At 70.2% G+C, this 25,198-nt stretch carries 25 protein-coding genes, 1 pseudogene and 1 riboswitch; of the genes and pseudogenes, 14 read left to right on the top strand and 12 right to left on the bottom strand.

Translation table 11 applies throughout. The features are described 5' to 3' along the window. Window positions 1–127: 127 nt before the first annotated feature. A complete protein-coding gene (locus ACGF2Y_RS35435; RefSeq protein WP_392955910.1) occupies window positions 128–3,460 on the top strand; it encodes an RHS repeat-associated core domain-containing protein in 3,333 nt (1,110 codons plus the stop codon). Further along, the gene (locus ACGF2Y_RS35430) at window positions 3,399–3,965 is read left to right on the top strand and encodes an SMI1/KNR4 family protein (RefSeq protein WP_392955908.1); all 567 of its coding nucleotides are present in this window, start codon (window positions 3,399–3,401) and stop codon (window positions 3,963–3,965) included. Before ACGF2Y_RS35435 ends, ACGF2Y_RS35430 begins: the two co-directional genes overlap by 62 nt. A gap of 297 nt (window positions 3,966–4,262) precedes the next feature. On the opposite strand, the gene ACGF2Y_RS35425 is transcribed toward ACGF2Y_RS35430, so the two are convergent. After that, entirely contained in the window at window positions 4,263–4,739 is a 477-nt protein-coding gene (locus ACGF2Y_RS35425) for a hypothetical protein (protein WP_392955906.1), read from the bottom strand. 4 nt (window positions 4,740–4,743) lie between these two features. Next, window positions 4,744–5,307, bottom strand: coding sequence for a hypothetical protein (locus tag ACGF2Y_RS35420; RefSeq protein ID WP_392955904.1), 564 nt, complete (start codon window positions 5,305–5,307; stop codon window positions 4,744–4,746). A 404-nt stretch (window positions 5,308–5,711) separates the two neighbouring features. On the opposite strand from ACGF2Y_RS35420, the gene ACGF2Y_RS35415 reads away from it, so the two are divergent. Further along, entirely contained in the window at window positions 5,712–6,263 is a 552-nt protein-coding gene (locus ACGF2Y_RS35415) for a carboxymuconolactone decarboxylase family protein (protein WP_392955902.1), read from the top strand. A 247-nt stretch (window positions 6,264–6,510) separates the two neighbouring features. Next, the gene (locus ACGF2Y_RS35410; RefSeq protein ID WP_392955900.1) at window positions 6,511–7,239 is read left to right on the top strand and encodes a maleylpyruvate isomerase family mycothiol-dependent enzyme; all 729 of its coding nucleotides are present in this window, start codon (window positions 6,511–6,513) and stop codon (window positions 7,237–7,239) included. A gap of 192 nt (window positions 7,240–7,431) precedes the next feature. Here ACGF2Y_RS35410 and ACGF2Y_RS35405 read toward each other — a convergent pair whose 3' ends face one another. From ACGF2Y_RS35405 to ACGF2Y_RS35395, 3 genes are all read right to left on the bottom strand, one after another. Further along, on the bottom strand, window positions 7,432–7,845 hold the full coding sequence (locus ACGF2Y_RS35405) for a hypothetical protein (RefSeq protein ID WP_392955898.1): 414 nt from the start codon (window positions 7,843–7,845) through the stop codon (window positions 7,432–7,434). Window positions 7,846–7,907: 62 nt separating this feature from the next. Beyond that, window positions 7,908–8,720, bottom strand: coding sequence for a dimethylargininase (gene ddaH, locus ACGF2Y_RS35400; protein ID WP_392955896.1), 813 nt, complete (start codon window positions 8,718–8,720; stop codon window positions 7,908–7,910). A gap of 17 nt (window positions 8,721–8,737) precedes the next feature. Then, the gene (locus tag ACGF2Y_RS35395; RefSeq protein WP_392955894.1) at window positions 8,738–9,682 is read right to left on the bottom strand and encodes a methionyl-tRNA formyltransferase; all 945 of its coding nucleotides are present in this window, start codon (window positions 9,680–9,682) and stop codon (window positions 8,738–8,740) included. A 321-nt stretch (window positions 9,683–10,003) separates the two neighbouring features. Between ACGF2Y_RS35395 and ACGF2Y_RS35390 the strand changes: the two genes are divergently transcribed. The 3 genes from ACGF2Y_RS35390 to ACGF2Y_RS35380 all read left to right on the top strand — a co-directional run bounded on the left by ACGF2Y_RS35390 (window position 10,004) and on the right by ACGF2Y_RS35380 (window position 13,474). Further along, window positions 10,004–11,581, top strand: a complete 1,578-nt coding sequence (locus ACGF2Y_RS35390) for an amidohydrolase (protein ID WP_392955892.1) — start codon at window positions 10,004–10,006, stop codon at window positions 11,579–11,581. A gap of 157 nt (window positions 11,582–11,738) precedes the next feature. Then, on the top strand, window positions 11,739–11,957 hold the full coding sequence (locus tag ACGF2Y_RS35385) for a hypothetical protein (protein WP_392955890.1): 219 nt from the start codon (window positions 11,739–11,741) through the stop codon (window positions 11,955–11,957). A gap of 287 nt (window positions 11,958–12,244) precedes the next feature. Then, entirely contained in the window at window positions 12,245–13,474 is a 1,230-nt protein-coding gene (locus ACGF2Y_RS35380) for an MraY family glycosyltransferase (RefSeq protein ID WP_392955888.1), read from the top strand. Between the two features lie 27 nt (window positions 13,475–13,501). Here the strand turns inward: ACGF2Y_RS35380 and ACGF2Y_RS35375 are convergent, their stop codons facing one another. Further along, entirely contained in the window at window positions 13,502–14,389 is an 888-nt protein-coding gene (locus tag ACGF2Y_RS35375) for a glycosyltransferase family 2 protein (RefSeq protein ID WP_392955886.1), read from the bottom strand. A 666-nt stretch (window positions 14,390–15,055) separates the two neighbouring features. Here ACGF2Y_RS35375 and ACGF2Y_RS35370 point away from each other — a divergent pair. Continuing rightward, window positions 15,056–16,036 (top strand): metallophosphoesterase family protein, encoded by a 981-nt coding sequence (locus ACGF2Y_RS35370; protein WP_392955884.1) that lies wholly within the window; start codon window positions 15,056–15,058, stop codon window positions 16,034–16,036. After that, window positions 16,033–16,797 carry a 4'-phosphopantetheinyl transferase gene (locus ACGF2Y_RS35365; RefSeq protein WP_392955882.1) on the top strand — a complete coding sequence of 255 codons (765 nt, stop codon included), beginning with the start codon at window positions 16,033–16,035 and terminating at the stop codon, window positions 16,795–16,797. The genes ACGF2Y_RS35370 and ACGF2Y_RS35365 overlap by 4 nt, the downstream gene beginning before the upstream one ends. 69 nt (window positions 16,798–16,866) lie before the next feature. Here ACGF2Y_RS35365 and ACGF2Y_RS35360 read toward each other — a convergent pair whose 3' ends face one another. Then, the gene (locus tag ACGF2Y_RS35360) at window positions 16,867–17,457 is read right to left on the bottom strand and encodes a histidine phosphatase family protein (RefSeq protein WP_392955880.1); all 591 of its coding nucleotides are present in this window, start codon (window positions 17,455–17,457) and stop codon (window positions 16,867–16,869) included. A 140-nt stretch (window positions 17,458–17,597) separates the two neighbouring features. Then, window positions 17,598–17,664: riboswitch (cobalamin riboswitch) on the top strand. Window positions 17,665–17,722: 58 nt separating this feature from the next. Between ACGF2Y_RS35360 and ACGF2Y_RS35355 the strand changes: the two genes are divergently transcribed. The 4 genes from ACGF2Y_RS35355 to ACGF2Y_RS35340 all read left to right on the top strand — a co-directional run bounded on the left by ACGF2Y_RS35355 (window position 17,723) and on the right by ACGF2Y_RS35340 (window position 20,599). Next, complete coding sequence (locus ACGF2Y_RS35355; protein WP_392955878.1) at window positions 17,723–17,938, top strand: CbtB-domain containing protein; 216 nt, start codon at window positions 17,723–17,725, stop codon at window positions 17,936–17,938. A gap of 60 nt (window positions 17,939–17,998) precedes the next feature. Further along, window positions 17,999–18,754 (top strand): CbtA family protein, encoded by a 756-nt coding sequence (locus tag ACGF2Y_RS35350; RefSeq protein ID WP_392955876.1) that lies wholly within the window; start codon window positions 17,999–18,001, stop codon window positions 18,752–18,754. Window positions 18,755–19,073: 319 nt separating this feature from the next. Beyond that, entirely contained in the window at window positions 19,074–19,859 is a 786-nt protein-coding gene (locus ACGF2Y_RS35345; protein ID WP_392955874.1) for an SDR family oxidoreductase, read from the top strand. A gap of 32 nt (window positions 19,860–19,891) precedes the next feature. Beyond that, entirely contained in the window at window positions 19,892–20,599 is a 708-nt protein-coding gene (locus tag ACGF2Y_RS35340) for a TetR/AcrR family transcriptional regulator (RefSeq protein WP_392955872.1), read from the top strand. 62 nt (window positions 20,600–20,661) lie between these two features. On the opposite strand, the gene ACGF2Y_RS35335 is transcribed toward ACGF2Y_RS35340, so the two are convergent. Next, window positions 20,662–21,327, bottom strand: coding sequence for a hypothetical protein (locus tag ACGF2Y_RS35335; RefSeq protein WP_392955870.1), 666 nt, complete (start codon window positions 21,325–21,327; stop codon window positions 20,662–20,664). A 113-nt stretch (window positions 21,328–21,440) separates the two neighbouring features. Continuing rightward, window positions 21,441–21,806: a tetratricopeptide repeat protein gene (locus ACGF2Y_RS35330; RefSeq protein ID WP_392955868.1), complete on the bottom strand. Its 366-nt coding sequence runs from the start codon at window positions 21,804–21,806 to the stop codon at window positions 21,441–21,443. A 147-nt stretch (window positions 21,807–21,953) separates the two neighbouring features. Between ACGF2Y_RS35330 and ACGF2Y_RS35325 the strand changes: the two genes are divergently transcribed. Next, complete coding sequence (locus tag ACGF2Y_RS35325; protein ID WP_392955866.1) at window positions 21,954–22,919, top strand: pirin family protein; 966 nt, start codon at window positions 21,954–21,956, stop codon at window positions 22,917–22,919. A 348-nt stretch (window positions 22,920–23,267) separates the two neighbouring features. Here the strand turns inward: ACGF2Y_RS35325 and ACGF2Y_RS35320 are convergent, their stop codons facing one another. From ACGF2Y_RS35320 to ACGF2Y_RS35310, 3 genes and pseudogenes are all read right to left on the bottom strand, one after another. Continuing rightward, the gene (locus tag ACGF2Y_RS35320; RefSeq protein WP_392955912.1) at window positions 23,268–23,471 is read right to left on the bottom strand and encodes a hypothetical protein; all 204 of its coding nucleotides are present in this window, start codon (window positions 23,469–23,471) and stop codon (window positions 23,268–23,270) included. 267 nt (window positions 23,472–23,738) lie between these two features. Next, on the bottom strand, window positions 23,739–24,137 hold the full coding sequence (locus tag ACGF2Y_RS35315; protein ID WP_392955864.1) for a hypothetical protein: 399 nt from the start codon (window positions 24,135–24,137) through the stop codon (window positions 23,739–23,741). Further along, a pseudogene (locus ACGF2Y_RS35310) lies at window positions 24,134–24,987 on the bottom strand (IS5 family transposase). Before ACGF2Y_RS35310 ends, ACGF2Y_RS35315 begins: the two are co-directional and overlap by 4 nt. Between the last annotated feature and the right edge of the window lie 211 nt (window positions 24,988–25,198).

Below are 25,198 nucleotides of genomic sequence, written 5' to 3'. Positions count from 1 at the left end.
AGCAGCCTCGGCTACCTCAGCCCCGCCGAGTACGAGACCGTACTCGCAGCCTGACCACCACACCAATGGTGTCCGTCAAAGCGGAGCAAGCTCAGACAACCTCGTCAGCCGGACCGATCCCCCGGCAATGGCGCCTTCCCTTAACCCGCCCGTCACCCTGGGAGAGCCCACAGGCCTGGGCACAAACGGTGGCACGACCCGGTACGTCTGGACACCGACCGGCCTCCAACTGTCGGTCACCGACCCGACCGGTGCCAGGACCGAGGCAACATATGACGAACTCGGCCGCGAGCTCACCACCACGGCCATCGAGCGGTACCCGGCACTTCAGAACCTCACCAGCCGGTACACATGGGACGACGCCGGCAACCAGACCACCCACACCACAGCCGTCGGTCACACGACCACCGCCACCTACAACGCCGCCGGAGACACCGAGACCTTCAGCGACGCCTACGGAACCACTCGTTTCGCCTACGACCGTCTGGGGCGGCCGACCGAAACCACCGACGCCACCGGCCGCACGTCACGGACGACCTACGACGCCATGGACAACGTGACCGCGATCGTCGACTACGGCAAGGGCACTACACCCTTGAGGTCATGGGCTGCGACGTTCGACCTCGACGGCAACAACACGACAACGAGCTCCCCGGAAGGGGCTTACACCGAGCGCACCTTCAACGCACTCGGCCGCATCACCGGGCAAACCGAGAAGACCACCGCGACAGAGTCAACAACTCTCTCTTTCGGGTACGACGCGACCGGCAACCGCACCCGCCTCACCGATGGCAGAGGCAACATCACGCTCTACACCCACAGCTCGTGGGGCCTGCCCGAATCGACCGTTGAGCCGGCCACCGCCGCCCACCCATCGGAGGGCGACCGCACCTGGACCACCATCTACGACAAGGCCGGCCAGGCCACCACAGACCTGCTGCCGGGCGGAGTCCGCAGAGACCGTGTCTATGACGGCATGGGCCGACTGGTACAGGAGACCGGCACAGGAGCCGAAGCCGCTACTGTCACCCGTACCCTCGGCTACGACCCAGCGGGCCGACTCGTTTCCGCGGGAACAGCGAGCCTGCTGGAGAAGAACACCTACGCCTACAACGATCGCGGCCTGCTCCTGTCGACCAAGGGCCCTGGCGGCGAGGTGAGCTACGAGTACGACGGCGACGGAAGCATGACCAGTCGGTGGCACCAGGACGTTCAGACCTCCTTCGGCTACGACGCAGTCGGCCGTTTGGACTGGACCAGCGACTCCCTCACCGGGCGTCAGACCTGGGTCGATTTCGACGAAGCCGGGCGACCGCGGCTGGCACAGTACGCCGAACCACTCGCCGACGGAGCCTGGCAGGTCGGAGCCAAACGCACCTACGAGTACGACAGCCTGGGTCGCCAGACCAGCGACGCGGTGACCGCGACCGACACCGGAGAGACGGTCACTTCCCTCAGCTACGGCTATGACCTCGACGATCGGCTGACCAGCAAGACCACCACCGGGGTGGCAGGAGCGGGAACACACTCCTACGCCTACGACGACGCAGGGCGCCTCTCCTCCTGGACCAACGGTTCCACGACCACAGCCTACGAGTGGGACGAAGCCGGGAACCGCATCAAGGCTGGGACCCGCAATGCGGCCTATGACGCACGCAACCGTCTACTGACGGACGACGCCTCCACGTACGCGTACACCGCTCGCTCCACCCTGGCCTCCGTCTCCGCAACCACGGGAGGCACCCGCACCCTCGCCTTCGACGCGTTCGAGCGGAAGATCACCGACGGAGCGACCAGCTACGCCTACGACTCACTCGACCGCACCACCACCAGCGGCACCACGTCATTCAACTACGACGGCGGCTCCAACCAACTGATCAGTGACGGCACATCCCACTACGCCCGAACTCCCGACGGTGCGCTTCTCGCCAGCAGCCAGGGCGGCACACCACAGTTCTCCATCACCGACCGGCACACAGACCTGGTAGCCGGCCTCTCCGCGGACGGCACAACGGTCACGAGTTCCACCACCTACGATCCCTTCGGTCAGAAGACAGCCACCAACGGAACGACCCCGGCCCTCGGATACCAGTCCGGCTGGACCGACCCCGACAGCGGGGACGTCAACATGGCGGCTCGCTGGTACCAGCCGGGGAGCGGAGCCTTCACCTCCCGGGACACCTGGCTGCTCGACGCCAGCCCGGCAGCCCAGGCCAACCGCCATGTATACGCCAATTCAGACCCTGTCAATGGAACCGACCCCACCGGCCACAACCGGGCGTGCGCCTGCGGCGGCGGAAGCGTCTTCCTCCGCAGCGGCGGGTCCAGGGGCGGCGGAGGCGGCAGCAGCGCCACACGGCCCAAGTCCAAGTCGAAGTCCAAGACAAGACGCGCCAAGACCCCCTACCGTGACCCTCGCGCGGACCTCTGCAACAGCAGTCGGTGCGGCGCCGGCCGAGCCCGTCCGGCCAGACCCTCCAAGCCCACCAGCCGACCGGTAAGGCCCACCGCACAGGGCCCGGTACGCACCAGGCCGGTTGCCAACACCACGCGTCCGGGCAACGGAGGCCGCTGCACATACAACTGCTCTTCCCGCACCGGGACCACGAACAGATCGCCCCAAGGAACCGTAACCACCCGCCCGCCTGCCCCACGCCCTCCGCAGAACCCCAATCGCGGACCCAACGCCAAGCCCGCACCAACTCGGCCGGCACCCAAGCCGGACTGGAACCCGAAGAACGCGGTCTGGCGGCCGGGAGCTCCCGTGGCGCTGGTCGTCAGTGCCGACCGTATGCTCGCTCTGGCAAGTAGTCAGCAGCCGTTGACGCCCGAAGACGCATCAAGCCTCGGCTTGCTCAGCGACATGTTTCCGGGGGAGAGTGTCGATCCTGACCTTGGCCACGGGCTGTCAGGGGCGGACCAGCATGCAAAGCGCACGCGTAATAGGTGCTCAAGGGATTTCCCTTCGAGCGACCCCGCCTTTTATTACGCGCCCATGACTCGGTTTGGTAAGGGTGTGGATGATTGTCGGGCGACGGGTGCAGTTGCCCATATCGATCAGTACGATCTCCGGCCGTGGCGATTGGACCCGAAATGGAAGCCGGCGGGGTTCGATCGACTGCCCGTTGGAAACAGGGCAGCACTTCATTTGATCGGCAATCAAATGGGTGGCGAAAACGGCACGTTGCGCAACTTTGTAGCGGGATATCAAACTCCCGCCAACTCCCCGCACATGAGGGGGCTGGAGGATGATGTGACCAATGCTGTAAAGTCAGGTGAGGCTATCTCGCTGGGGGTGCTACCCGTGTACATGGGCACCGATCCGGCAATTCCTACAGAAATTAGAATGTACGCGGTCGGCAACAAGGGCTACGCTCTGAACTGTACGGTCTATAATCGTGCTGTCGGTGGATACTCCTGCTCGCAAAGGTCATCAGGTGGAAAACTCTCGGTTCCATGAAATTCTTGGAGAACCCCAAGTCAACAGCGATGCGGTCGCAGACTGGGAGGTAGTTGAAAGAGCGATCGGAATGACTCTTCCTGACGACTATAAGGATTTCGTCTCCGCCTATGGCCCGGGTTGCATCAATGATCAGATCTACCTTTTTCACCCACGGGGGGAGAGGGGGGATCACGGTCTGCGTCTTGGATCGCTTTGGGATCAGGCGGCCTATTCTTACGGAGAGCTGGCGCGAAGTGATCCCGATTCGTATCCGTACTCTGTTTATCCGGAAAAGGGTGGCTGTATTGCGGTTGCCAGGTCGATCTCGGGAAACCATGTTCTTCTCGTTCCTCCCGACGAGGAGAACACACAATGGCGGGTCGCTGTGGACATGGGGGGATGGGTTCTCTTCGCGATGTCCTTTGGTGATTTTCTCTGGGCTGCGCTGCATGAGGAACTTCCTGTTCCGGTAATTCAAGGAGAGCCGTCGTTCGAACAAGTGGGGGGTGTCGGTTTCGAGTGACGTGAGCTGGAAACTGCCTGCCGGTTTTGGCCGTGCCTACAGTCCAGGCGCGGTTTTCTGGACATCCGGTTCCGTTGGTGGTGGCTGAGCCTCATGCAGGCCCCCGTCCGGGTGCGTCACCTCGGCCTCATTGAACACGCATGCTAAGGATTCAGCCGATCGGCTTGACGGTCGACCGGAGCTTCCACTGCGTCGGCTACGGTATGCCCCTTACGGCGGCTCCTGGAGACGTACCACAGTCGAAGGGAAGGACGGCTCCGTCAAGGAAGGAGGGTGGAGCGGACCTGTCGCAGACCGTCATGGGGTCATCCTTCGTTTCCGAGGAGAGGGAGGAGACGGGAGAATGGCGGGAGGCAACAGGTGCCGGCGGGCCACGGCCGCGAGCAGGACGTAGGCGAGCACCACCAGCAGAACCGTGATGATCCACGCACGCGATCCGGTCGGGTCATAGACCCGCCCCGCGTTGCCCACGTCCACGGCCGGCGCCGTCTGTCCGGCCTCGAACGTGTCCCTGCCGCTCCCGTACAGCTTGACGCCCCCGAGCTCCACGGTGCCGTCGTCGGACCGGAACGTTCCCGACCACTCGCACGTGGTGTGCCCGGAGTGCCCCACGCACACGAGACGGGCGGCGGTGAAGGTGCCCCGCGGCCCGTCCGCCGTGGCGGCCCTGGCGGCGGTGGCGAGATTCGGCACCGTCACCCAGAACAGCAGCACTCCGACCACCAGGAGCAGCAGGGACACGAACCCGGAGGGCCTGCTCCCGCTCGTGGCCACGTGTTCAGGCCCTCGGCGCGCAGGCGCACCGCGCGGCGGCGTTGTCCGGCCGGTCCGCGCGCGTGTGCAGATACATCGCCACCACCATGGGGACCGTCACCAGGGTGTTGTAGAAGAGGTGCAGTTCCACCCGGGGCATGATCAGCTGAATCAGGCTCGTCGGAACGGCCTTGCCCAGCAGGTGCGCGCCCGCGAGTACCTGGACCAGGAGCAGCAGGTGCTCCAGGTGGTGCCACACCTGAATGCCGAGCGACACCTTCCACCAGGTGCCCGAGCGGCCGGTGAAGCCCGGCCGCAGGAGGAACAGGCCGACCATCATCACCAGGGCGTAGCCGTAGTGCATCCATTCCGAAGTGACGAGCCACGGGAACGGAATCCCGAGCACGCCGCGCGCCTCCGGGATCGGCCAGCCCAGGACGTAGATCTGGTACGCCTGGACCAGGTGCTCCGCCCAGTGTGCGACGACGATGAACACGAAGATACGCAGGCCGAGTTGATGGTGACGGCCGTTGATCGAGTCGAGCCCGCCCCGCAGCGTGTGCGGTAAGGCTCCCGTGCTGATGGCCATGCCTGAACCTCCACGGTCGGGGAACGGTGGCGGCTCATTACATCAAGCCGGCGAGGGGGAGGGCTTCTTCATCCGTGCTCTTCTTGAGGGCCGTTTCGCAGCTGCCCGCGCCGGCCGAACCGCTCGGCCGCGCGCCCGCGGTGTGCGCGGCGCGGGCCGTCCCGGCTGTTGCCGAACAGACGCCGCTGCTCAGCGGCTTGATCGCGGGCAGGACGGATCGTCGTGTCCTCGCGGTCGGCCGTCGGTCCGGCCGCGACACGGGCAACTCTCGTACTCCGGGGGTGGTTGCCATCAACCGGACGGGTTCATTAGCTTCCTGGCATCACGAGGCCGCCCCGTCGTCCCGCGGTCACTTCGTCCTCGCCGACCGCCTGTCTGCCCCTTCTTCTCCTGGAGGAAGAGCTGTGCCCCATATCGCACTGAACAACGACCTCCCCGGAATCAGCGGCCTGATGGCCCACCGTCCCGACACCGGCGGACCGCTGGGCGACCTCGCGAACGCTCTGCTGAGGGCGCCGTCCTCGCTCGAACCGGGAGAGCGCGAGCTGATAGCGGCGTACGTCTCGCGGCTCAACGGCACCGAGTTCTGCTCCTCCTCGCACGGGGCCTTCGCCGCCGCGCAGTTGGCGGGAGGACAGGAGCTGGTCCGGGCCGTCCTGGCCGACCCCGGCACCGCACCGGTCAGCGGCCGGCTGCGTGCGTTGCTGAGCGTGGCGGCCGAGGTCCAGAGCGCCGCGCGCCCGGTTTCCGACAGGACGATCGCGTCGGCCCGCGCCGAGGGCGTGGACGACACGGACCTGCACGACACGGTTCTGATCGCCGCGGCGTTCTGCATGTACAACCGTTACGTCAACTGCCTCGCCACCGAGCTGCCCGAGGACGACGAGTACTACGAGCACGCAGCCCGGCGGATCGTGGCCGACGGCTACCGGGGCGGGATCGTCCAGGGCGAGTGACGCTACCCCACCCGGGAAGGGGCGACGCAGGGGGCCGGACCCGAATGTCAGGTCACCACGAGCCGCCTACCTCGGTCACTTCGCCCGACACCACCGGTTCCCGGCGCGAAACGGAACGAGGAGGACCGGGTTGTGACCGGCGTCGCACCCGGGGCCCGGGGCCCGGGGCGGCCGATCAGTGAACATCGCCCCTGGAGGAGTCTGCCGTATGGCCGACAGGACCCACTGAGCGCGAGTAGTCTGCGGTATGACCGACAAGGCCGCTGAGCCGTTACCGGATGCTGTTCACCACCTCACCTACCGCGCCTGTCGGGAGAACATCACCCGACTCGTCACCTCGGGACCCTCGGTCGCGGACCTCTCCGTGCCGGCGTGTCCCGGCTGGAGCGTGCGTGATCTCGTCGGACACCTCGTCCAGGTCTGCCGGATGGCCGTGGGCGAGGAGCCGGGTGAGATCAGTGAGCCGCCGCCCCCGCCTCCGGGTATCCCTTTGGCTGAACTCCTCGTCACCTGGGCCGAACTGGAGGAGGAGCTGCCGCGGGTGCTGTCACGCGCCGACTGGCTGCGCCGCCGCATCCTCCCGCTGGACGTGTTCTCGCACGAGCTCGATCTCCGTGCCGCCCTCGGCATACCCCCGCCCGACCGTCACCCCGCCCTCCCCGACGCGCTGGATCTCGCCGTCACGGGCTTCACCATGTCGCTGAGCGGGCACGGCCTGCCGGCGTTGCGCGTTCATACGCCCGACCGGGTGTGGACAGCCGGGGAGGGCGAACCGGCCGTCACGTTACGCGGCGAGAGCCCGGACATCTTCCGCGCGCTGACCGGCCGGCGTACCCTCCGGCAGATCGGCGAGATGTCCTGGAGTACCTCGCCGGCCCCGTGGCTGCCCGCTTTCACCTGGGGTCCCTTCACACCGCCGACGCACCCTGTGGAGGAGGCGGCGCCCGCCGGTCCGGCAGGGCCGCCACTCCCGTAACCGACGTCGTGGCCAACTGCGTTGGCCGGTTGGCCACGACGTCGAAGCCCGGGGCCGCGCATGCTCGTAGGCTTCCGCTCGGCCCGCGGTCTCCAGCCGACGACGGCGCTCGCCCGCGGGCGGACCGGCGCCGCGAGGGAGACGATGGGGCCGACGGGCGATGGCCTGGAGGCCCACAGCGAGGTCCCGGCTTCAGGGCCGCTTATGCCGGGCACGCGGCGGCGGACCGTATGCCTCCGTCAGCGCGTTGCGGACGGCGATCCGCCCCGCATGGTGGAACGCCCAGGGGTGGGAGTCCACTTCGTGCACCTCGATGGTCCGCAGGATCACCGCGACGGCCACCGTGGTGCCGGGACGCAGGGCCGCCAGTTCGCCCAGTTCCTCGCGGACGCCGCAGCCGAAGGCCTCGTGCAGTTCGGACACCTCGGCGGCCGACCAGCCCGGCACCGTGCCCGTGCCCGCCGACTCGAACTCCACGCCCTCCTCCCGGGGTTCGAAGTCCGCCACCGCCAGGGCGAAGGAGGACGGGCAGCCGGCCTGGCGGACGTACATGGCTTTGACGGCGCGCAGGGGGCGGGGAGGGAAGGTCCTCGGCTCGGTGGTCATGCGCCCACGGTACCGACGCCTCGGCGGCCTCCCCACGGGGTTTCCGCGGGGAGGCCGTCCGCTCAGGCGTCCCGGCGCAGCTCCAGGGTGCAGCACTTCACGCTGCCGCCCGCCTTGAGGAGTTCCGAGAGGTCCACGCCGACCGGGTTGAAGCCGCGCTCGCGCAGCTGTCCGGCCAGGCCCGTCGCGTTCTGCGGCAGCACCACGTTGTAGCCGTCCGACGTCGCGTTGAGCCCGAACACCTCGGCGTCGTCGGGGGAGGCGAGGAGGGCGTCGGGGAACAGCCGCTCCAGAACGGCCAGGCTGCCGGGGGAGAAGGCCCCGGGGTAGTAGGCGACCGTCTTCTCGTCGAGCACGGTCAGGGCGGTGTCCAGGTGGTAGTAGTCGGGATCGACGAGGGTCAGCCCGATCACCGGCCGTCCGAAGTACTCCTGTGCCTCGTCGTGGGAGCGCGGGTCGCTGCGGAACCCGGTGCCCGCCAGCAGCCAGTCGCCCGCCAGGAGATAGTCGCCCTCCCCTTCGTTGACGAACGCGGCCGTGCGCAGGTCCGGAAAGCCGTTGTCCCGCAGCCAGTCGTGGTACGCGGGGCCCTCGGCGGTCCGCTCGGCGTCGCGGAACCGGGCCACGAGGGCCCGCCCGTCGACGACCGTGGCGCCGTTGGCCGCGAAGACCATGTCGGGCAGGCCGGGTACGGGGTCGATCGTGTCGACGGTGTGCCCGAGGTTCAGGTAGACCTCGCGCAGCCGATCCCACTGGGCGATGGCCAGCGGAGTGTCGACAGGTTTCGTCGGGTCCATCCACGGGTTGATGGAGTAGACCACGTCGAAGTAGGTGGGCCGGCACATGAGGTAGTGCCGGGCACGTGCGGTACGCATGGGTAGGGTCCCGATCGTCAGGGGCGGCCGGTGAGATAGCCGCCCATCGAGGTGAAGTACTCGGTCGCGGGCAGCTCGCTGCCGTCTTCGGTCCGTACGCGGGTGATCGCCAGACCGTGGTTGCGGCCCGTGCGGGCGTCGGCTCCGGCGACGATCACGACGCCGTCGCCCTCGCGGTAGAAGACGCGGCCCGGGGTGCCGCCGTAGCGGCCCTGGGACACGACGGCGGAGACGACCTCGAGGCGCTGCCCCCGGTGGAACGTGAAGGCGGCCGGGTACGGGGCGGACTGGGCGCGGACCAGGCGCTCCAGGTCCTCGGCCGGCCAGTTCCAGTCGATGCGGATGTCCTCTTCGGCCCGCTTGTGGAAGAAGCTGGCCTTCGACCGGTCCTGCCGGGTGAACTCGGTCTGCCCGGAAGCGATGAGTCCGAGGGCCTCGACCGTGACCGGCGCGATTAGGTCGACCGTCCGGTGGAACAGATCGGTGGCGGTGTCCGTCGGTCCCACGGCCACCGTGCGCTGGACGACGATGTCTCCGGCGTCCAGCTCCTCGTCCATCATGTGGGCCGTGACGCCCACTTCCGGCTCGCCGTTGATGAGCGCCCAGATCAGCGGCGAGAAACCCGCGTAGGCGGGCAGCAGCGAGTCGTGGATGTTGAGCGTGCCGTGCCGCGGCAGGTTGTAGATCCGCGGCGGTATCCACGTACGCCAGTTGTTCGCCACGATGATGTCCGGGGAAGCCTCCTGGAGAAGCTCGAAGAGCTCGTCGTCCGGCCGGTTGCGGATGATCACGGGGACCCCGTGCTTCTCCGCGAGGTCGGCGACCGAATCGCTCCAGATCTTCTCGTAGGCGTGTTCGCTCCTCGGGTGTGTCACCACCGTCACCACGTCGTGCTCGGAGTCCAGGAGCGCTTGCAGGGTGCGGTGCCCCCAGGTCTGGTAACCGAACATGACGACCCGCATGGAGGTGCCTCCTTGGAAGAGCGATCAACCGGCGCATCAGTAAAGCAAGCCTTACCTAATAACACAACGGTGCTGGGAGACCATCCCAGTTGAGTGCCCGGCCTGGGCGGCCGCCGGTGGAGTCCCGGCAACGCGAAGGGAGTTGGAGGCGGCCCCTGCCCGGAGCCCGTCCGGATGGCCCGATGGTGCGCGCCGCGCCCTTGGCAGTACATTCCGGCGGACGGCCCGGCGGGAGCATCCAGCGGCGATGCCCCACCCTCGTACGGCTCCGGGAACTCCCGCGCCGGCCACGCCCCCTGACCTCCGACGGACGGACTGCCCATGCTCTGTACGCGGCTGACGAACGCGCACATCCTCACGATGGACCCGCACCACCCCGTCGCCCACGACCTGGGCATCTGGCGGGGGCGGGTCGTCGGGGTGGACGAGGCTGTGACCTCCCTGCCCGCCCGTGAGGTCGTCGACCTGGGCGGCGCCACCGTGCTGCCCGGTTTCATCGACAGTCATGTCCACCTGGCCTGGGCCGGGTTGAAGGCCGTAACGCCGAGCATCGCCCCGTGCGAGCGGGTCGAGGGCATCCTCGCCGTCGTGGACGCGGCCGCCCGGCGGCCTGCTCCTGCCGGAGCCTGGGTGGACGTCGCCGGGTACGATCAGCGGGCCCTGGGCCGCCGGCTGACCGCCGCCGAACTGGACCGGGTCAGCCACGGCCGCAAGGTCTTCCTGATGCACGACTCCGGGCACGCCTGCGTCGTCAACACCGCCGTACTGGAGCTGCTGCCGGACGGGACGCCGCACGAGGACGGGTTCCTCGCCGAGAGCGCCATGACCACCGCCCGCCGACTGCGGCTGCCCTACTCCCAGGAAGAGCTGGCCGACGCGATCGAGCTCGCCGCCCGCGCCTGCCTCGACGAGGGGATCACGGCCTGCGCCGAGGCGGGGATCGGCGGCGGACTCCTCGGCCACAGCCCGGTCGAACTGGGCGCCTACCAACTGCTCCGGGACCGTGGCCGACTGCCCCTGCGGGTCCAGCTCATGGCGTCCGGTGACACCCTGCGCCCCCGGGCGGCGCACGCCGACGACGGCTTCACCCAGGCCCTGGACCTCGGCCTGCGCACCGGTTTCGGCGACGACTGGCTGTCCCTGGGCGCGCTCAAGATCTACACCGACGGCGGCATGATGGCACGCACGGCGGCGCTCACCTCCCCGTACGAGGGCACGACGGACAACGTCGGCCGCTTCCAGGACGACCCCGACCGCCTCGCCGGCCTCATCGTCGACGGTCACCTCGCGGGCTGGCAGCTCGCCGTCCACGCCATCGGCGACCGGGCGGCCGACCTCGCCCTGGACGCCCTGGAGCGGGCCCAGAAGCTACGGCCCCGCCCGGACGCGCGCCACCGCATCGAGCACGCCGGGCTGATCCGCCCCGACCAGCTGCCCCGTCTCGCCGGACTCGGCGTGAGCGCGGTGGTCCAGCCCACCTTCCTGCACTCCTTCGGCGACGACTACGCGACGGTCATGGGGGCGGGCCGGGCCGGCTGGATGTACCGGGGCCGGGGATTCCTGGACCACGGGGTCACCCTCGTCGGCAGCTCGGACCGCCCCGTCACGGACGGCTCGCCGCTGCGGGCGATCCAGTTCATGGTCGAACGCGCCTCCGCGTCGGGCCGCCTCATCGGCGCGGACGAGGCGGTCACCGTCGACGAGGCGCTGCGGGCCTACACGGTCGCCGGCGCCTACGCCTGCCGCTGGGAGAACACGGCGGGCGCCCTCTCGCCGGGGACGCGCGCCGACCTGGTGGTGCTGGGCGACGACCCGCACCGCGTGGACCCCTCCCGGATCGGGGACATCGAGATCGTCGGCACCTTCGTGGACGGCAGGGACGCCCGCGCCGCGGGGTGACGCTACGCTCGACGCCATGCGCGCGGAGAAGACGGACGGCACGGACGGCAACGCGAGCGCCGAGTGGGTGACCGTCGCGTCGTACGAGAACCTGCCGGGCTGCCCGCGCCCCCCGGCAGCCCTCCGCGCCTGACTGCGTGACCGAGGCACCGACTGGATGCCCTTCGCCCCGGACCGGATCCACTGCGATCTTCTCTGCGGGGCCGGCGCGGACGGTCGCCGGCGCGGTTGGTACGTCGTCCGGATGCACACGGACGCGCTGCGCGGCCTGGGCCTGCACCCGGATCAGCCCACCGCCGTGATCACCGGTCCGCCTCCGCCCCGCTGGTGGCACGCCGCAGCCGAGCGCAACGCCTACCGGCATGTCGCCGGCTGACGGCCCGTCCGTCCGCGCCGGTCGTCAACTCGACTCGCACCAAGACGCTTTGAGCGGTGCCGACCGGTCGGTGCGGGTCCTCCCGCAGCCCGGCGGCAGAACAATACGTCGCCCTTTTCGTGTTATTTAGGGTGAATGGGGGCATCGGCCCGTAGGTTGGGGAGAAACGCCACCCGGGTGGCGTCCTGTGTCCCCCGACCCGTCACCGGCCGGGACCGGGCTGCCGCCGTTCCACCGGCCGCCCGGCGTCCCGCGCCGCGGGTCATGAACGAGGAAAGGCAGGGCAGGTGAACGTGCTGGGGATCATCGCCTCCGGTGTGGCCGCGCTGTTCATCACGGTCGCACTCGCCAAGGGCGCCCGCCGCGCGGCGCTCCACTCCCACGTCCCGGACGAACCGGCCGGGCGTGCGCCACGGGCCGGAGCGCTGCGCAGGCCCGGCGGCCCGGCGGTCGTGCTCGGCGGCCCGGCGGTCGTGCTCGGCGTCGGCGCGGCGGCGGGCGGGGCTCTGTGGCTCGGCGCGGCGGACGACTCGGCGGGCTCCGTCGCGGGGCTGCTCGCCGGGGCCGGGACCGTGGCCGCCCTCGGTCTCGTCCACGACCTGAAGCCGCTGTGGGGAGCCCTCCGCCTCGCCGTGCAGACGGCCGCCGCGGTCCTCGTCGTCTGCCTCGCCGGACTGTCACCGGCGGCGAGCGTCCTGGCCGTGCTCTGGATCGTCCTCGTCACCAACGCGTTCGCCCTGCTCGACCACGCCGACGGGCTGTTGACCGCCGTCGGCCTGGTCACCGCCGCCGGGCTGCTCGCGTCCGCCGCCGTCGACGGCAGCACCGCCCTCGCCCTGCTTCCCACCACTCTGGCGGCGGGTCTCGCCGCCTTCCTGCTCCACAACTGGCACCCCGCCCGCCTTCGGCTCGGCGCGTCCGGTGCGCAGTTCACCGGATTCGCGCTGGCCGCCTCCGGTGCGCTGATCCAGACGGCCGCCCCGTCGGGCCGTGCCGCGTGGGCCGCGCTGCCGGCCCTGGCGACGGTGGCCCTCGCCGACACCGCCCTGGTCCTGATCTCCCGTCGCCGCGCCGCGCGTTCCCTGCTGCGCGACACGGACGACCACATCGCGCACCGCCTGCGCCGGGTCCGCGTCACCGTACCGGGCACGGCGGTCCTCCTGGCCCTCTGGGCGGGCGTGCCCGTGACGACCGGGACGCTGGTGTACGCGGAGCTGCTGCACCCCGCGCTCCTCCTCCTGCCGCTGGCCGGGACGGTGGCCGCCGTGTTCGCCCTGCTGAGAATTCCGGCGTACGCGCCGCCCCGCACGGCCCCGCCCCGTACCGCCGCCCGGCGTACGCAGGCGCACACCACCGGAGCCGCCATCCCCTCGACGGCCTCCGCGCCGGGCGGTGGGGGCCCCGCTCCCGGGAAGGGCGCTTCCGCCGGCCCGGCCAGGACCGCCGCGGGGCACCCCACCGTGCCGCCCCCGCCCACCGGTCGATCCGCCGCCGCGGTCGCCGCCGAGCGGAGCTGACGCCGCCCGGCCCGTGATCACCCCCCATCACCCTCGCAGCCGGCCGAGGGTGGCACGGGCCGCGGTGCGCGCGTACGGGGAGACCATCAGATACGGCGCCCACGGCCAGGTGTGCCGCAGGCAGTACACCCACCACTGGCGGGGCGGCAGCTCCCGCCCGGAGGCCACCCGGCGCAGGGCCTCCCGGACACCGATCCCCGGCTCCCGGGAGCCGGGAGCGACCGGTCCGTCCACGCACTCGCCGACGTGCCCCGGGGCGACGAGAGAAGTCGCGCCGGCCCGCCGCGCGCGGCAGCCGTGGTCGTAGTCGCCCATCCGGTGCCGGAAGAGCTTGTCGGGGTCCCCGACGAGGTCGTACACGGCACGGGACAGCAGGACCACCCGTCCGTCGTACGTGTCGCAGGGCTCGGGCCGGTGCTCGCCGGGCTCGACGAGGACCAGGGACCTGCCCCGCCGCCCGGAGTACACCGTGTCCCCGTACGCGTTCCGCACCGCGCCGACGACGACCGCGGGGGACCCGGCCGCGTCCGCCGTGCGCAACAGCGTCACCAGGGCGTCCGGGAAGAGTTCGACCCCGTCGTCGAGCCACAGCTGATGCGTCCATGAATGACTCGGTCCGCCCGGTGTCACGCCGAGCGGGCCGCCGCCCCCGCCGCCGCTGCGGCTGTTGCGGCTCGCGAGGCGCAGTGCCTGGTTGCGGGGGACGTCCGCGCCCACCGACATGACCTCCACCGCCGGATGCCGCAGCCGGACCGCCTCCGGCGTACCGTCGGTGCTGCCGGTGTCCACGAGATGCACGCCGAGCGTCGTCCCGGCGGGGAGCCCGCGCTGCGCCTCCAGGGCACGCAGCGCGGACAGCGTCCGCGCACGGCGGTCGTGACTCGTCATCAGTACGGCCAGGTGAACGGAGTGCACAGTGGACTCCTCAGCTCCTTACATCCCACTATTCATTCATAAAAGCTGATATCCCGCATGGCCTGGGCAGGTGAGCGCCCAACCCGCCCAGGCCCGTGCGGGCTCCGCATCTCCGTGCCGGTCCGGCCGTCCCGTGCCGGTGCTCGTCCACCGTCGGCCGCCCGGTGCGTGACGGCGGTCGCCCTGACCGCGAGCATCCGGTTCACGGCCGCCCTGACTGCGAAGATCCGGTTCAGGGTCGCCTCGCCCGGCTTCCACCGGGCGGTGCTGGACGAGGAGTCGGCCCACGGCCGACTCTGCGGCGAGGCGCCCGTCGATCCGGAGATCTCACCCGTCACCCGCGACCTGCTCGCGCACCGGCCCGGGGCCCGGGGCGCTGGTTCACCGCCGGCCCCGCCACCGCGCTCGACGCCCTCAAGGAGGGCCGGGCCCCCGAGCTGCCCGCGCCGCCGCGCACCGAGGACCGGGCGGACCGCGCCGCCGGGGCTCTCCTCACGGCGGTCCCGGAACAGGAACGGGCGGCGCCGCGCCCCACCCCCGGCCGACGTGCCCGCCGCCCGAAACCCCGGGGGAACCGCGAGGGGAGCGTGAGAGGCTACGTTCCCAGCGGCTCCCCACCGTGCGGACGGAGCCGGACCACTGCCGACAGATCGGGAATCAGCACCCATGACTCCTCCGAGCGAACCCGCACCGCACGGTGCCCCCGCCGCCGTTCCCACCCCCGGTGACGGGCTCCGACAGCAGGGCGCGGGCCGCCTGCTGGCGGTGAGTGACCTGCACGCGGCGGTGAGCGACAACCGGCCCCTGGTGGAGTCCCTGCACCCGACGTCCGACGCGGACTGGCTGATCGTCGCGGGTGATGTGGCGGAGCGGCCCGAGGACATCCGGTGGGCGCTCGGACTCCTCGCGGAACGCTTCGCCCGGGTGATCTGGACCCCCGGCAACCACGAGCTGTGGACGCTGAACAAGGACCCGGTCCAACTGCGCGGCCAGGCCCGCTACGACCACCTCGTCGAGCTGTGCCGGGACCTCGGAGTGACGACTCCGGAGGACCCCTTCCCGCTCTGGCCGGGCCCGGAAGGACCGGTGGCGATCGCGCCGCTCTTCCTCCTGTACGACTACACCTTCCGCGCCCCGGGAACGCACACGAAGAAGGAGTCACTCGCTGTCGCGCACGAGGCCGGCATCGTCTGCAACGACGAATACCTTCTGCACCCGGACCCCTATCCGACCCGGGACGACTGGTGCCGTGCCCGGGTCGCCACGACCGGCCGCCGGCTCGCGGAGCACGACCCCGAGATACCCCTCGTTCTCGCCGGGCACTGGCCGCTCGTCCGGGAACCCACGTCGGTGATGTGGTACCCGGAGTTCGCGCAGTGGTGCGGCACCGAACTGACCGCCGACTGGCACCGCCGCTTCAACGTCACCGCCGTCGTCTACGGCCACCTCCATATCCCCCGTACGACCTGGTACGACGGGGTGCGCTTCGAGGAGGTCTCCATCGGCTACCCCAGGGAGTGGCGTGAGAGGGGGCACCCGCGCGGACTGCTGCGGCAGATCCTCCCGTACGAGGGCGAACCCGCCCCGCCGGCCCGGACCGACGCCGAACCGACCGCCCAGCGGCCCACCCCCGGAGGCTCCTCGTGATCGAGCGGCTGCTGCCCGCCGACGTCTCCTGCGCGGCTACCCGCGCGGAGAGCGTCCCGGACGGAACTCTCTTCCCGGAGGAGGAGGTACTCGTCGCCAAGAGCGTGGCCAAACGCAGGAACGACTTCGCGACGGCCCGCGCCTGCGCCCGGCGCGCCATGGCCGGACTCGGCCTGCCGCCCGTGGCCGTGCTCCACGGACACCGGGGAAGGCCGCTGTGGCCCGAGGGAATCGTCGGCAGCCTCACCCACTGCGCCGGGTACCGGGCGGCCGCGCTGGCCCGCGCGACGGACGTGCTGTCGCTGGGCATCGACGCGGAGCCGCATGCCCCTCTCCCCACCGGCGTAAGGGAGTTGGTGACCCTGCCCGCCGAACGCGAGCGAATCGGTCCGCCGGTGGAGGAAGGCGCGGGCGAAATCCACTGGGACCGGGTCCTGTTCAGCGCCAAGGAGAGCGTTTTCAAAACCTGGTACCCGGTCACCGGTATCGAACTCGACTTCGTCCAGGCCGATCTGACGTTCCGTCGCTCGGGCGGTACGGGCGGTACGGGCGGTATGGGCGGTACGGACTGGTCGGACCGCCGGGGCGGTGGCGGCGGGTCTCCGGACCGTACCGCCGCCGAGGGCGCCTTCGCCGCCCGTCTGCTGCTCACCGACCCGGCGCTGCCGACGACGCTTCACGGGCGGTGGCGGATCGAGGACGGCATCGTCGCCACGGCTGTCCTGGTCCGGCCCGACTGGCGGGACAGCGGCGCGCGGTGACGTTCGGTCGGCCGGGGGAGCGAGGTGCGGTGACGGTCGTCCGGTCGGGACGGCGGCACATCGTGGCGTTCATCCGGCCGGGGGAGTGGTCAGGGGGCGGCCCAGCGCCACGTTCCACCGGCCCGACCGCCCGCTGAGTTCGGTCAGTGTCAGCGGGGCGACGTCCAGTCGCCAGAACGCTTTTGCCGGCAGCCGCAGACCATGGACGACCGCCGCCCGGACGACGGCGGTCTCGGTCACCGCCAAGAAGCTCGTACCGGGTGCGTCCGGTCCGCCGAGGGAGTCCAGCCATCCCCCGATCCGCCTGACCAGGTCGCGCAGCGACTCCCCGCCGTGCGGAGCCGCCGAGGGGTCGTCGAGCCAGGCGGTCACCTGCGCCGGTTCGGCGGCGGCCACGTCGTCGAGGCGGCGGCCGGACCAGCGCGCCAGGTCCCAGCCGGCCGGAGCCGGTTCGGGCTGTGCCGCCAGGCCCAGCGCCGCGGTGGTTTCGCGGCACCGCTCGGAGGGGCCGCTCAGCGCCGGCCCGGCTCCCGGCACCGCACCGGCCGCCGCCCGCGCGCGCTCCCGGCCGGAGGGGTCCAGGGGAGCGTCGCCGTCGAAGCGGGCCTCCCTCAGCGCCGCGTTCATCGCCGGTGAGATCAACATCACCCGTACTGTCATGTCCCTGCTCTCTCTCCTTCGCCGTGCGCACCAAAGCCCTGCCGCCGCAAGTGATTTGTGCTCCGGGGCTCCGAAGATTGGACCATGGCGGTGCCTGCGTACAAGCGGTATGGTCACGTCGACCATGACGAGGGTGTGACGGAAGTCCGGTGAGAATCCGGCACGGTCGCGCCACTGTGAACCCGCATCCGTGCGGGGAAGTCAGACCCGGCACCTTCGTTCAGGCACCACGACAGGGACGCGTGTTCCCACAGGAGGTACTGTCATGGCACAGTCCGTCGTTCCCGCAACCGGTGCATCCGCGATCACTCCGATCTCGGCGAAGGCCATTGCCCCGTGGGCGGTCTTCTTCGGCATTCTCATGCTCGTCCTGCTGTACTTCGTCGGCGCTGAACAGGGTGCCACCGCGCTCATCGCGGGCGAAGGCGTCCACGAATGGGTTCACGACGGCCGTCACCTGCTCGGCTTCCCCTGCCACTGAGACGCCTGAGGAACCAGGGAATCAGCGGACACGGGAAGCAAGAGAAGTCAGGAAACCATCGTGAACTCCATATCTGTCAGAGCTCTGCTCGTGCGCGGCATGCTCGCGGGCCTGATCGCGGGCGCACTCGCGCTCGCTGTCGCCTATTTCCTCGGTGAGCCCCAGGTGGACGCGGCCATCGCCCTCGAAGCGGCCCACAGTCACGACCACGGCGGCGGCGAGGAGTTGGTCGGCCGCGCAACGCAGGCGACAGGCGGCCTCGCCACCGGCGTCCTGGTCTTCGGCGTCGCCGTGGGCGGGATCGCGGCACTCGTGTTCTGCTACGCACTGGGCCGCATCGGCGACTTCGGCCCCCGGGCCACGGCGGCGCTGATCGCGGGCGCGGCCCTGCTCACGGTCTATGTCGTGCCGTTCCTGAAGTACCCGGCGAACCCGCCCGCTGTCGGCAATCCCGACACTCTCGGCAAGCGCACCGCCCTGTTCTTCCTGATGGTCGCCCTCAGTGTGCTGCTGGCCATAGCCGCTGTCATCATCGGCAGACGGCTCGCCCCTGGCCTGGGGAACTGGAACGCGACCATCGCGGCCGTCGCCGGTTTCGTCCTGCTGATCGGTCTCGCCTACGCGTTCCTGCCCTCCTTCGACGAGGTGGGCAAGGACTTCCCGGCCGGTCTGCTGTGGGAGTTCCGGCTTTCGACGCTCGCGGTCCAGGCGACGTTGTGGAGCGTTTTCGGCATCGTCTTCGGACATCTCACCGAACGGCTTCTGACGCCCGCCGCCCCTGCCGCGCTGCCCCGCACCGCCAGTGCGGTGAACTGACGCGGGGCAGCGCGTACGTACATACGCAGGCACGCAGGCACGCACGCATGCGCGCATGCGCGCATGCGACAGGGCCCGCCGGGTACGCCCCGGCGGGTTCTGTCGTGTGCGGGCAGGGCGAAAGAAGGGTAGCGATGCTTATTATCGATGCTATGTCCCTGGGGTAGCGATGTTAACGTCATGGTGTTAGCGTTGATTCAACGGGCTTCGCGGGACCACCGCGGCCTCAGTCGCCAGGAGCACTGCCATGTCCGAACGGGCCGTGACCGAACACTCCGCATCCGCGTCGACGCACGCATCCGCGTCGACATCCGCATCCATGTCGACATCCGCGTCCGCTTCGACGTCCACCGCGCAGTCCGCGCGTTCCGGTGACGCCCATCGCCGGGTGGCGGTGGTCACCGGGGGGTCCCGGGGTATCGGCCGCGAGAGCGCGGAGCGGCTCGCCGCCGACGGTTTCGCAGTCGTCGTCAACTACGCGGGCAACCGGACCGAAGCGGAGGCCGCCGTCGCCGCCATCACCGCGGCGGGCGGCGAGGCTGTCGCCCAGCAGGCGGACGTGGCCGACGAGGTCGCCGTCGCGGCACTCTTCGGCGCCGCCGAGGCGGCCTTCGGCGGCATCGATGTGGTGGTGCACGCGGCGGGGGTGATAGCGCTCGCCCCGCTGGCCGAGCTCGAACTCGACACGCTCGACCGGATGCACCGCACCAACATCCGGGGCACGTTCGTCGTCGACCAGCAGGCCGCGCGGCGGTTGCGCGAGGGCGGGGCCATCATCAATTTCTCCAGCTCGGTGCTGTCGCTGGCCCTGCCCGGCTATGCCGCGTACGCCGCGACCAAGGGCGCCGTCGAGGCCATGACCCTGATTCTCGCCCGCGAGCTGCGGGGCCGGGACATCACCGTCAACGCCGTGGCGCCGGGGCCGACCGCCACCGACCTGTTCCTGGACGGCAAGGACGAGGAGACCATCGCGCGGATGGCTGCCCAGCCGCCGCTGGAGCGACTGGGGACTCCGCAGGACATAGCCGAGGTGGTCTCCTTCCTCGCCGGCCCGGCCCGCTGGGTCAACGGGCAGGTGCTGCGGGCCAATGGCGGCATCGTCTGAGCGCCGCCGTGCCGCTTGATAGCGTCCGTCCGGTGAGCACAAGTACACGGACACGCATCCTGGATGTGGCCGCCACTCTGGTCAGGGACTCGCCCGACGGCGATATCTCCACGCGCGCCGTGTGCGAGGCGGCGAAGGTGGGGGCTCCGGCCCTCTACCGCCATTTCGGCGACAAGGAAGGACTGCTGTCGGCCGTCGTCGACGACGGCTTCGAGAAGTACCTGGCGACGAAGAGGGGCCGTGGTGAGACGAGTGACGCCGTGGAGGATCTGCGCCGGGGGTGGGACAGCCACGTCGCCTTCGCCCTCGACAACCGCAATCTCTACCGGCTGATGAACTCGCCGGCGATGCGCACGCCGCCCGCCGCGGCGCTGGAGTCCCACCGGATCCTGACCGGGGACCTCGAACGGGCCGCGGCCCAGGGCCGGATACGCGTCGCGCCCGAGCTGGCCGCCCAGATGATCATGTCGGCCAATGTGGGGGTGGCGCTGATGCTGGTGTCCCGCCCGGCGACGTTCGACGACATCGAGGTGTCCCGCCGCGTGCGCGACGCACTGTACGCGGCGGTGCTCACGCCGGACGTATCGCCGAGCGCACCGCCGGACGCCGAAGTCCCCACGGCGGCGGCCCGGTTGAGTGCCCTGTTGCGACAGGAGCACGGGGCGGGTCTGAGCACCGCCGAGGCGGCGCTGATGAAGGAGTGGCTCGACCGGGTGGCGAACGCCCGTCCGGACGCCTGACCCGGAGCGCCGGGGCACGTCATGGGGGCACCAGGGGTTACCGGGGGGCATCAGCGGGGTCATCAGGGCGCGGGGGAAGAGCCGTCGCGATCGCGCAGGCCGTCCTCGGTGCGGCGCGCCGCGTTCTCGACGATTCGCCCGAGGTCCTTCTGCACATCGTGTTCCGTGCTCCCGTGCGGCGCGTACGCGGACACCGTGACCACGAGGTCGCCGTTCCACAGGAGGAGGGTGCGCCCCGGGCGGCCCTGGTCGTCGGCCGGTATCGCGTAGGCGGCGTCGTGCACCTTCTCGGGCCCGCGCCCGTGGGCACGGTCCAGATCCTGCTTGACGCGGTACGCGTGACGGGCGGGCTGGGTGTCCTCGTACACCGAGGCGGTGGTGCTGAGCTTCCAGAATGCGCCGTCCGGGGCTTTCAGGTCAGCGAGGCAGCCGGTCCGGCGGTAGAGCGGCCGCGCACCGTTCTCGCCGATGTCCTCCCGGGCGTCGGGGGAGGCGGAGTCGGTGGTGCTGCCGAGAGTGAAGCCCTCGGCGGGCGCCGCACCCGTGAGGAGATCGCACGGGCTGCTGGTCCAGCTGTGGGCCCCCGGCGGGCGAGCGGCCCGCTCCGCCGCCTGCCCGCCTTTCCCGTCATCGCCGCCGCCGGAGCAGCCGGCCGAGGCCGCCACCGCCAGCCCGATGGCCGCGGCCGACCGTGCCCGGCGTAATGCGGCACTCCTTGATCCGTGCATCTCCCCACCCCTTCGTCCTGGAGATCCCATTCTCCGGTGCCCGTATCGGCGGGTAAAGGAGACCGGGCCCGCACCGAAGGGTGCGAGCCCGACAGGCGGTGCGGGGCGACGGCTCAGGAGCCCGTGGCTCCGGGGCCGAAGTCCCCGGTGAGAGCGGCGGCCAGGCGCAGATGCGGTGCCGCGTCGGCGGTCCGCCCCTGGCGCTCCAGCGTCCGGCCCAGCATGAGGCGCGCGTAGCTCTCCACCGGGTCGAGCTCCAGAACGGCCCGCAGCTCCTCCTCCGCCTTGCCCAGCCGGGCGGAGTGGTAGTAGGAGCGGGCCAGCAGCAGCCGAGGCGCGACCTGCTCCGGCACTTCCTCGACGAGTCCGCCGAGGATCCGCGCGGCCGTCAGGTACTCCTTGGCCTCGAAGAACATCTGCGCCCGCTCCCACCGGTCGGCGGCGGTGCCGAACTCGTAGTAGGTCTCGGTCTCGCTCACGTGTCCTCCTTGGTGTGGTGCGGGCCGCCGCAGGACCGTCCCGCCGTACGTTCAGCCATGACAACACCGCACAATGGTTGAACATTCCACTAAAATTTCGGCGTGGGGCCCGGTGCTCCACACCCCTGCGGGAATAGGTTGAGCGCCATGAGCAATCTCGATCGCCAGGCCACTCCCTCCGTCTGCGGAGGGCGCGGCTTCGTCGTCGCCGAGCCCGTCCGTGAGCTTCTCGCCCCCCGCCGCGTCCAGCTCGGCGAGAGCACCGAGGTCCGCCGCCTGCTGCCCAACCTCGGCCGGCGCATGGTGGGCGCCTGGGCCTTCGTCGACCACTACGGACCCGACGACATCGCCGACGAGCCCGGAATGCAGGTCCCGCCGCATCCCCACATGGGCCTCCAGACCGTCAGCTGGCTCCACGACGGGGAGGTCCTCCACCGGGACAGCCTCGGCAGCCTGCAGACGGTACGCCCCCGCGAGCTGGGCCTGATGACCTCGGGCCGCGCCATCAGCCACTCCGAGGAGAGCCCGAAGGAACACGCCCGGCTGCTGCACGGAGCGCAGCTCTGGATGGCCCTCCCGGACGAGCACCGCATGGTCGAACCGCACTTCCAGCACCACACGGACCTGCCCGTCGTCACCGCCCAGGGCCTGGCCGCCACCGTCATCCTGGGCGAACTGGACGGGGCGGTCTCGCCCGGCACCGCGTACACCCCGATCGTGGGCGCCGACGTGGCCCTGACCGGGGGTGCCGAGGCCCGCCTGCCCCTGAACCCCGACTTCGAGTACGCGGTCCTGTCCATGTCGGGGGAGGCCGAGGTCGACGGCGTCCCCGTGCTGCCAGGCTCGATGCTCTACCTCGGCTGTGGCCGCACCGGACTGCCGCTGCGCGCCGTCTCCGACGCCGGGCTGATGCTCCTGGGCGGCGAGCCGTTCGAGGAGGAACTCGTGATGTTCTGGAACTTCATCGCCCGATCCGGCGAGGAGATCGTACAGGCGCGAAAAGACTGGGAGGAGGGCTCGCGGTTCGGCGAGGTGCAGGGCTACGACGGCGCCCGCCTGCCCGCCCCGTCACTGCCCACCACCCCGCTGAAGCCGCGCGGACGAGTGCGCTGACCTGGGGAAATCTATGGTCGGGTTGGTTGTTCTGCCATGAACGGGTGCCGTGCCAGGACCCTTGATCGGTGTCCTGTCCTGTGCTTGGGATCGAGGGTCTGCTGTCCTGGAACAGGAGGCACGTCGAGTCTCGTGTTGAGGCTTGTGCGTCAGGGTTCAATCGGATCGATGCTGACCTTCTGCTGACTTTCCTGACTGTTGGTCAGGTGAGGGGTCAGTTGCCGTTCGTCGCCCGGATACCGAGGGAGAGGCCCAGAAGGAGTCGCTGGAGCGTGACTGAGCGCTGCGGAAGCTGGGTGTCAAACTCGTCCGGCTGCCTGCCGAGCTACCGCATCGAAGCCACAGCGCCTACGCCTCCCGCTCGACCTTCTCAGCCTCGCTCGTCGGCTCGGCGCCCTGCGGGTAGAGGCCGGCGCCCCTCCATGGATCGACCACCTCCTTGTGGATCGCATCCGCAGCCTCGTGCCGCAGCGCGATCACCAGCTTCCCGGACTGTCGAAGGCTCGGTCCGGTGAACTGGGTTATCCAGGACGGCTCCGGCCCCGTGATCACGCCAGCCGCGCCGAGGATCACTGCATCGGCCCAGCGTGCCCCGTCAGCAAGCCCTCTCCGTGATTCACCCGAGGCGATGGCCAGGGGTGAACTCCGGCGTCAGCGAACAGGGGGGTCGACCTTCCGCACGGTGTGAACGGAGCCCCCTGGCGGCGCGTCGCATCGACACCTCCAGCCCGATCCGCAGCTGAGCTTGCACATGTGTGCGTCGCGCCGGCCGGCCTCGGATGTCCGTAGTGCGCACTGTAGACCGACGATGAGAGGGCGTTAAGTCCGTTTCTGGTAGCGGCCTCGTCCGGGCTGGGTGAGGAAGCCTTGACGGGTGAGGCGTCCGAGGCGGCTGCGGGTGATGTTGACGGCTGCCTCGTCGGTGGGCATGCCGAGGAGTTCGTGCAGGTCACGGGCTCGGAACACCTGGTCGGGGTGCTGGTTGAAGGTATTCACGATGGCCTGGTAGGCGGTGTTCGTCTCGGGCGGATCGGGGTCGCCTCCAGCTGGTGCGAGTTCGGTGATGACCTTCCGGGTGGTGGCGAGTTCCGCGAGGCGGACTTCGGTCTCGGCGAGGGCGGCGGTGAAGTGCGCGATCTGGTCGCGTAGTTCACCGGCCCGGGCGGTGGTCTCGTCGTGCTGGGCCTGGAGGCCGGCCAGGAGCTCGGTGACGTTCACGCGGCCAGCTCGAGGGTGTCGCGCCAGGCCGGAGACGGTGTGGTGAGGCGGCGGGCCATGTTCGCGATCGAGGCCCAGTAGACGCGTGAGGCGGAGGTGTCGGGCCGGTGGTCGTACTCACGGGCGAGGCGGCGGTGCAGCATCAATGTGCCGTTGACCTGCTCCACGATCCACCGCTTGGGCTGCGGAATGAAGCCTTTGCCCTGGTCGGCGGGGTTGCGGCGGACGACCCCGATGTCGATGTCCAGTAGGGCGCCGTGGATGAGGACCTCGTCCTTGAAGCCCTGGTCCACCAGGGCTTCTCCAGGCGGTTGCCGCACCGCTCGGCGGCCTGGTCGAGCAGGGCGGTGCCGGCCGCGTTGTCATGGGAGGAGGCGGCCATGACGACGACGCCGATGATCAGCCCCAGCACGTCGACGGCCAGTCCCCGCTTGCGGCCCGACACCTTCTTGTTGGCGTCCAGCCCCGTCGTGGTCTTCGGGACACCGGCGGCCGCGCGGACGGACTGGGTGTCAATGATCACGAGGGGCGGGTCCTCTAATCGCCGGGCTCTCTCCCGCACCTGGCAGCGAAGGAGTTCCTGGATGCGCTGGTCGAGGCCGTCCTGGCGCCACAGCGTGAAGTAGTAGAACACCGCTGACCAGGCCGGCAAGTCGTGGGGCAGGTAGCGCCACTGGCAGCCCGTTCGGTTCTGGTAGAAGATTGCGTTCACGACTTCCCGCAGGTCGCAGGCCCCGGGGTCTCCGGTCGCCGACCGTGCCACCCGGTCCTGCTTCCACGCCGTGATCACCGGCTGGATCAACGCCCATTGCTCGTCCGATAAGTCGCTGGGGTACGGCTTTCTCTCCATGGCTCGCATCTCAGCATGAACATGACCATCAGGTGGCCGACGTGGCGATCAGTACCACGATCGAGCGATCACGAACCGAGGAAGATCGGACTTAACGCCCTCTGAGAGGGCGTTTAGGGGCCGTCGATGAATTAGTGCGTTGCTTGCGGTAGTTGGGCTCGTTGGTGTGGTATGGGGCGCTTTGATGGATCGACGAGGTCGTTACGAGCGA

This window comes from Streptomyces sp. NPDC048142, assembly GCF_043202835.1.
GTDB lineage: Bacteria > Actinomycetota > Actinomycetes > Streptomycetales > Streptomycetaceae > Streptomyces.
The sequence above is the reverse complement of the archived record's forward strand: the minus strand, read 5'-3'. Positions and strand labels throughout refer to the sequence as shown.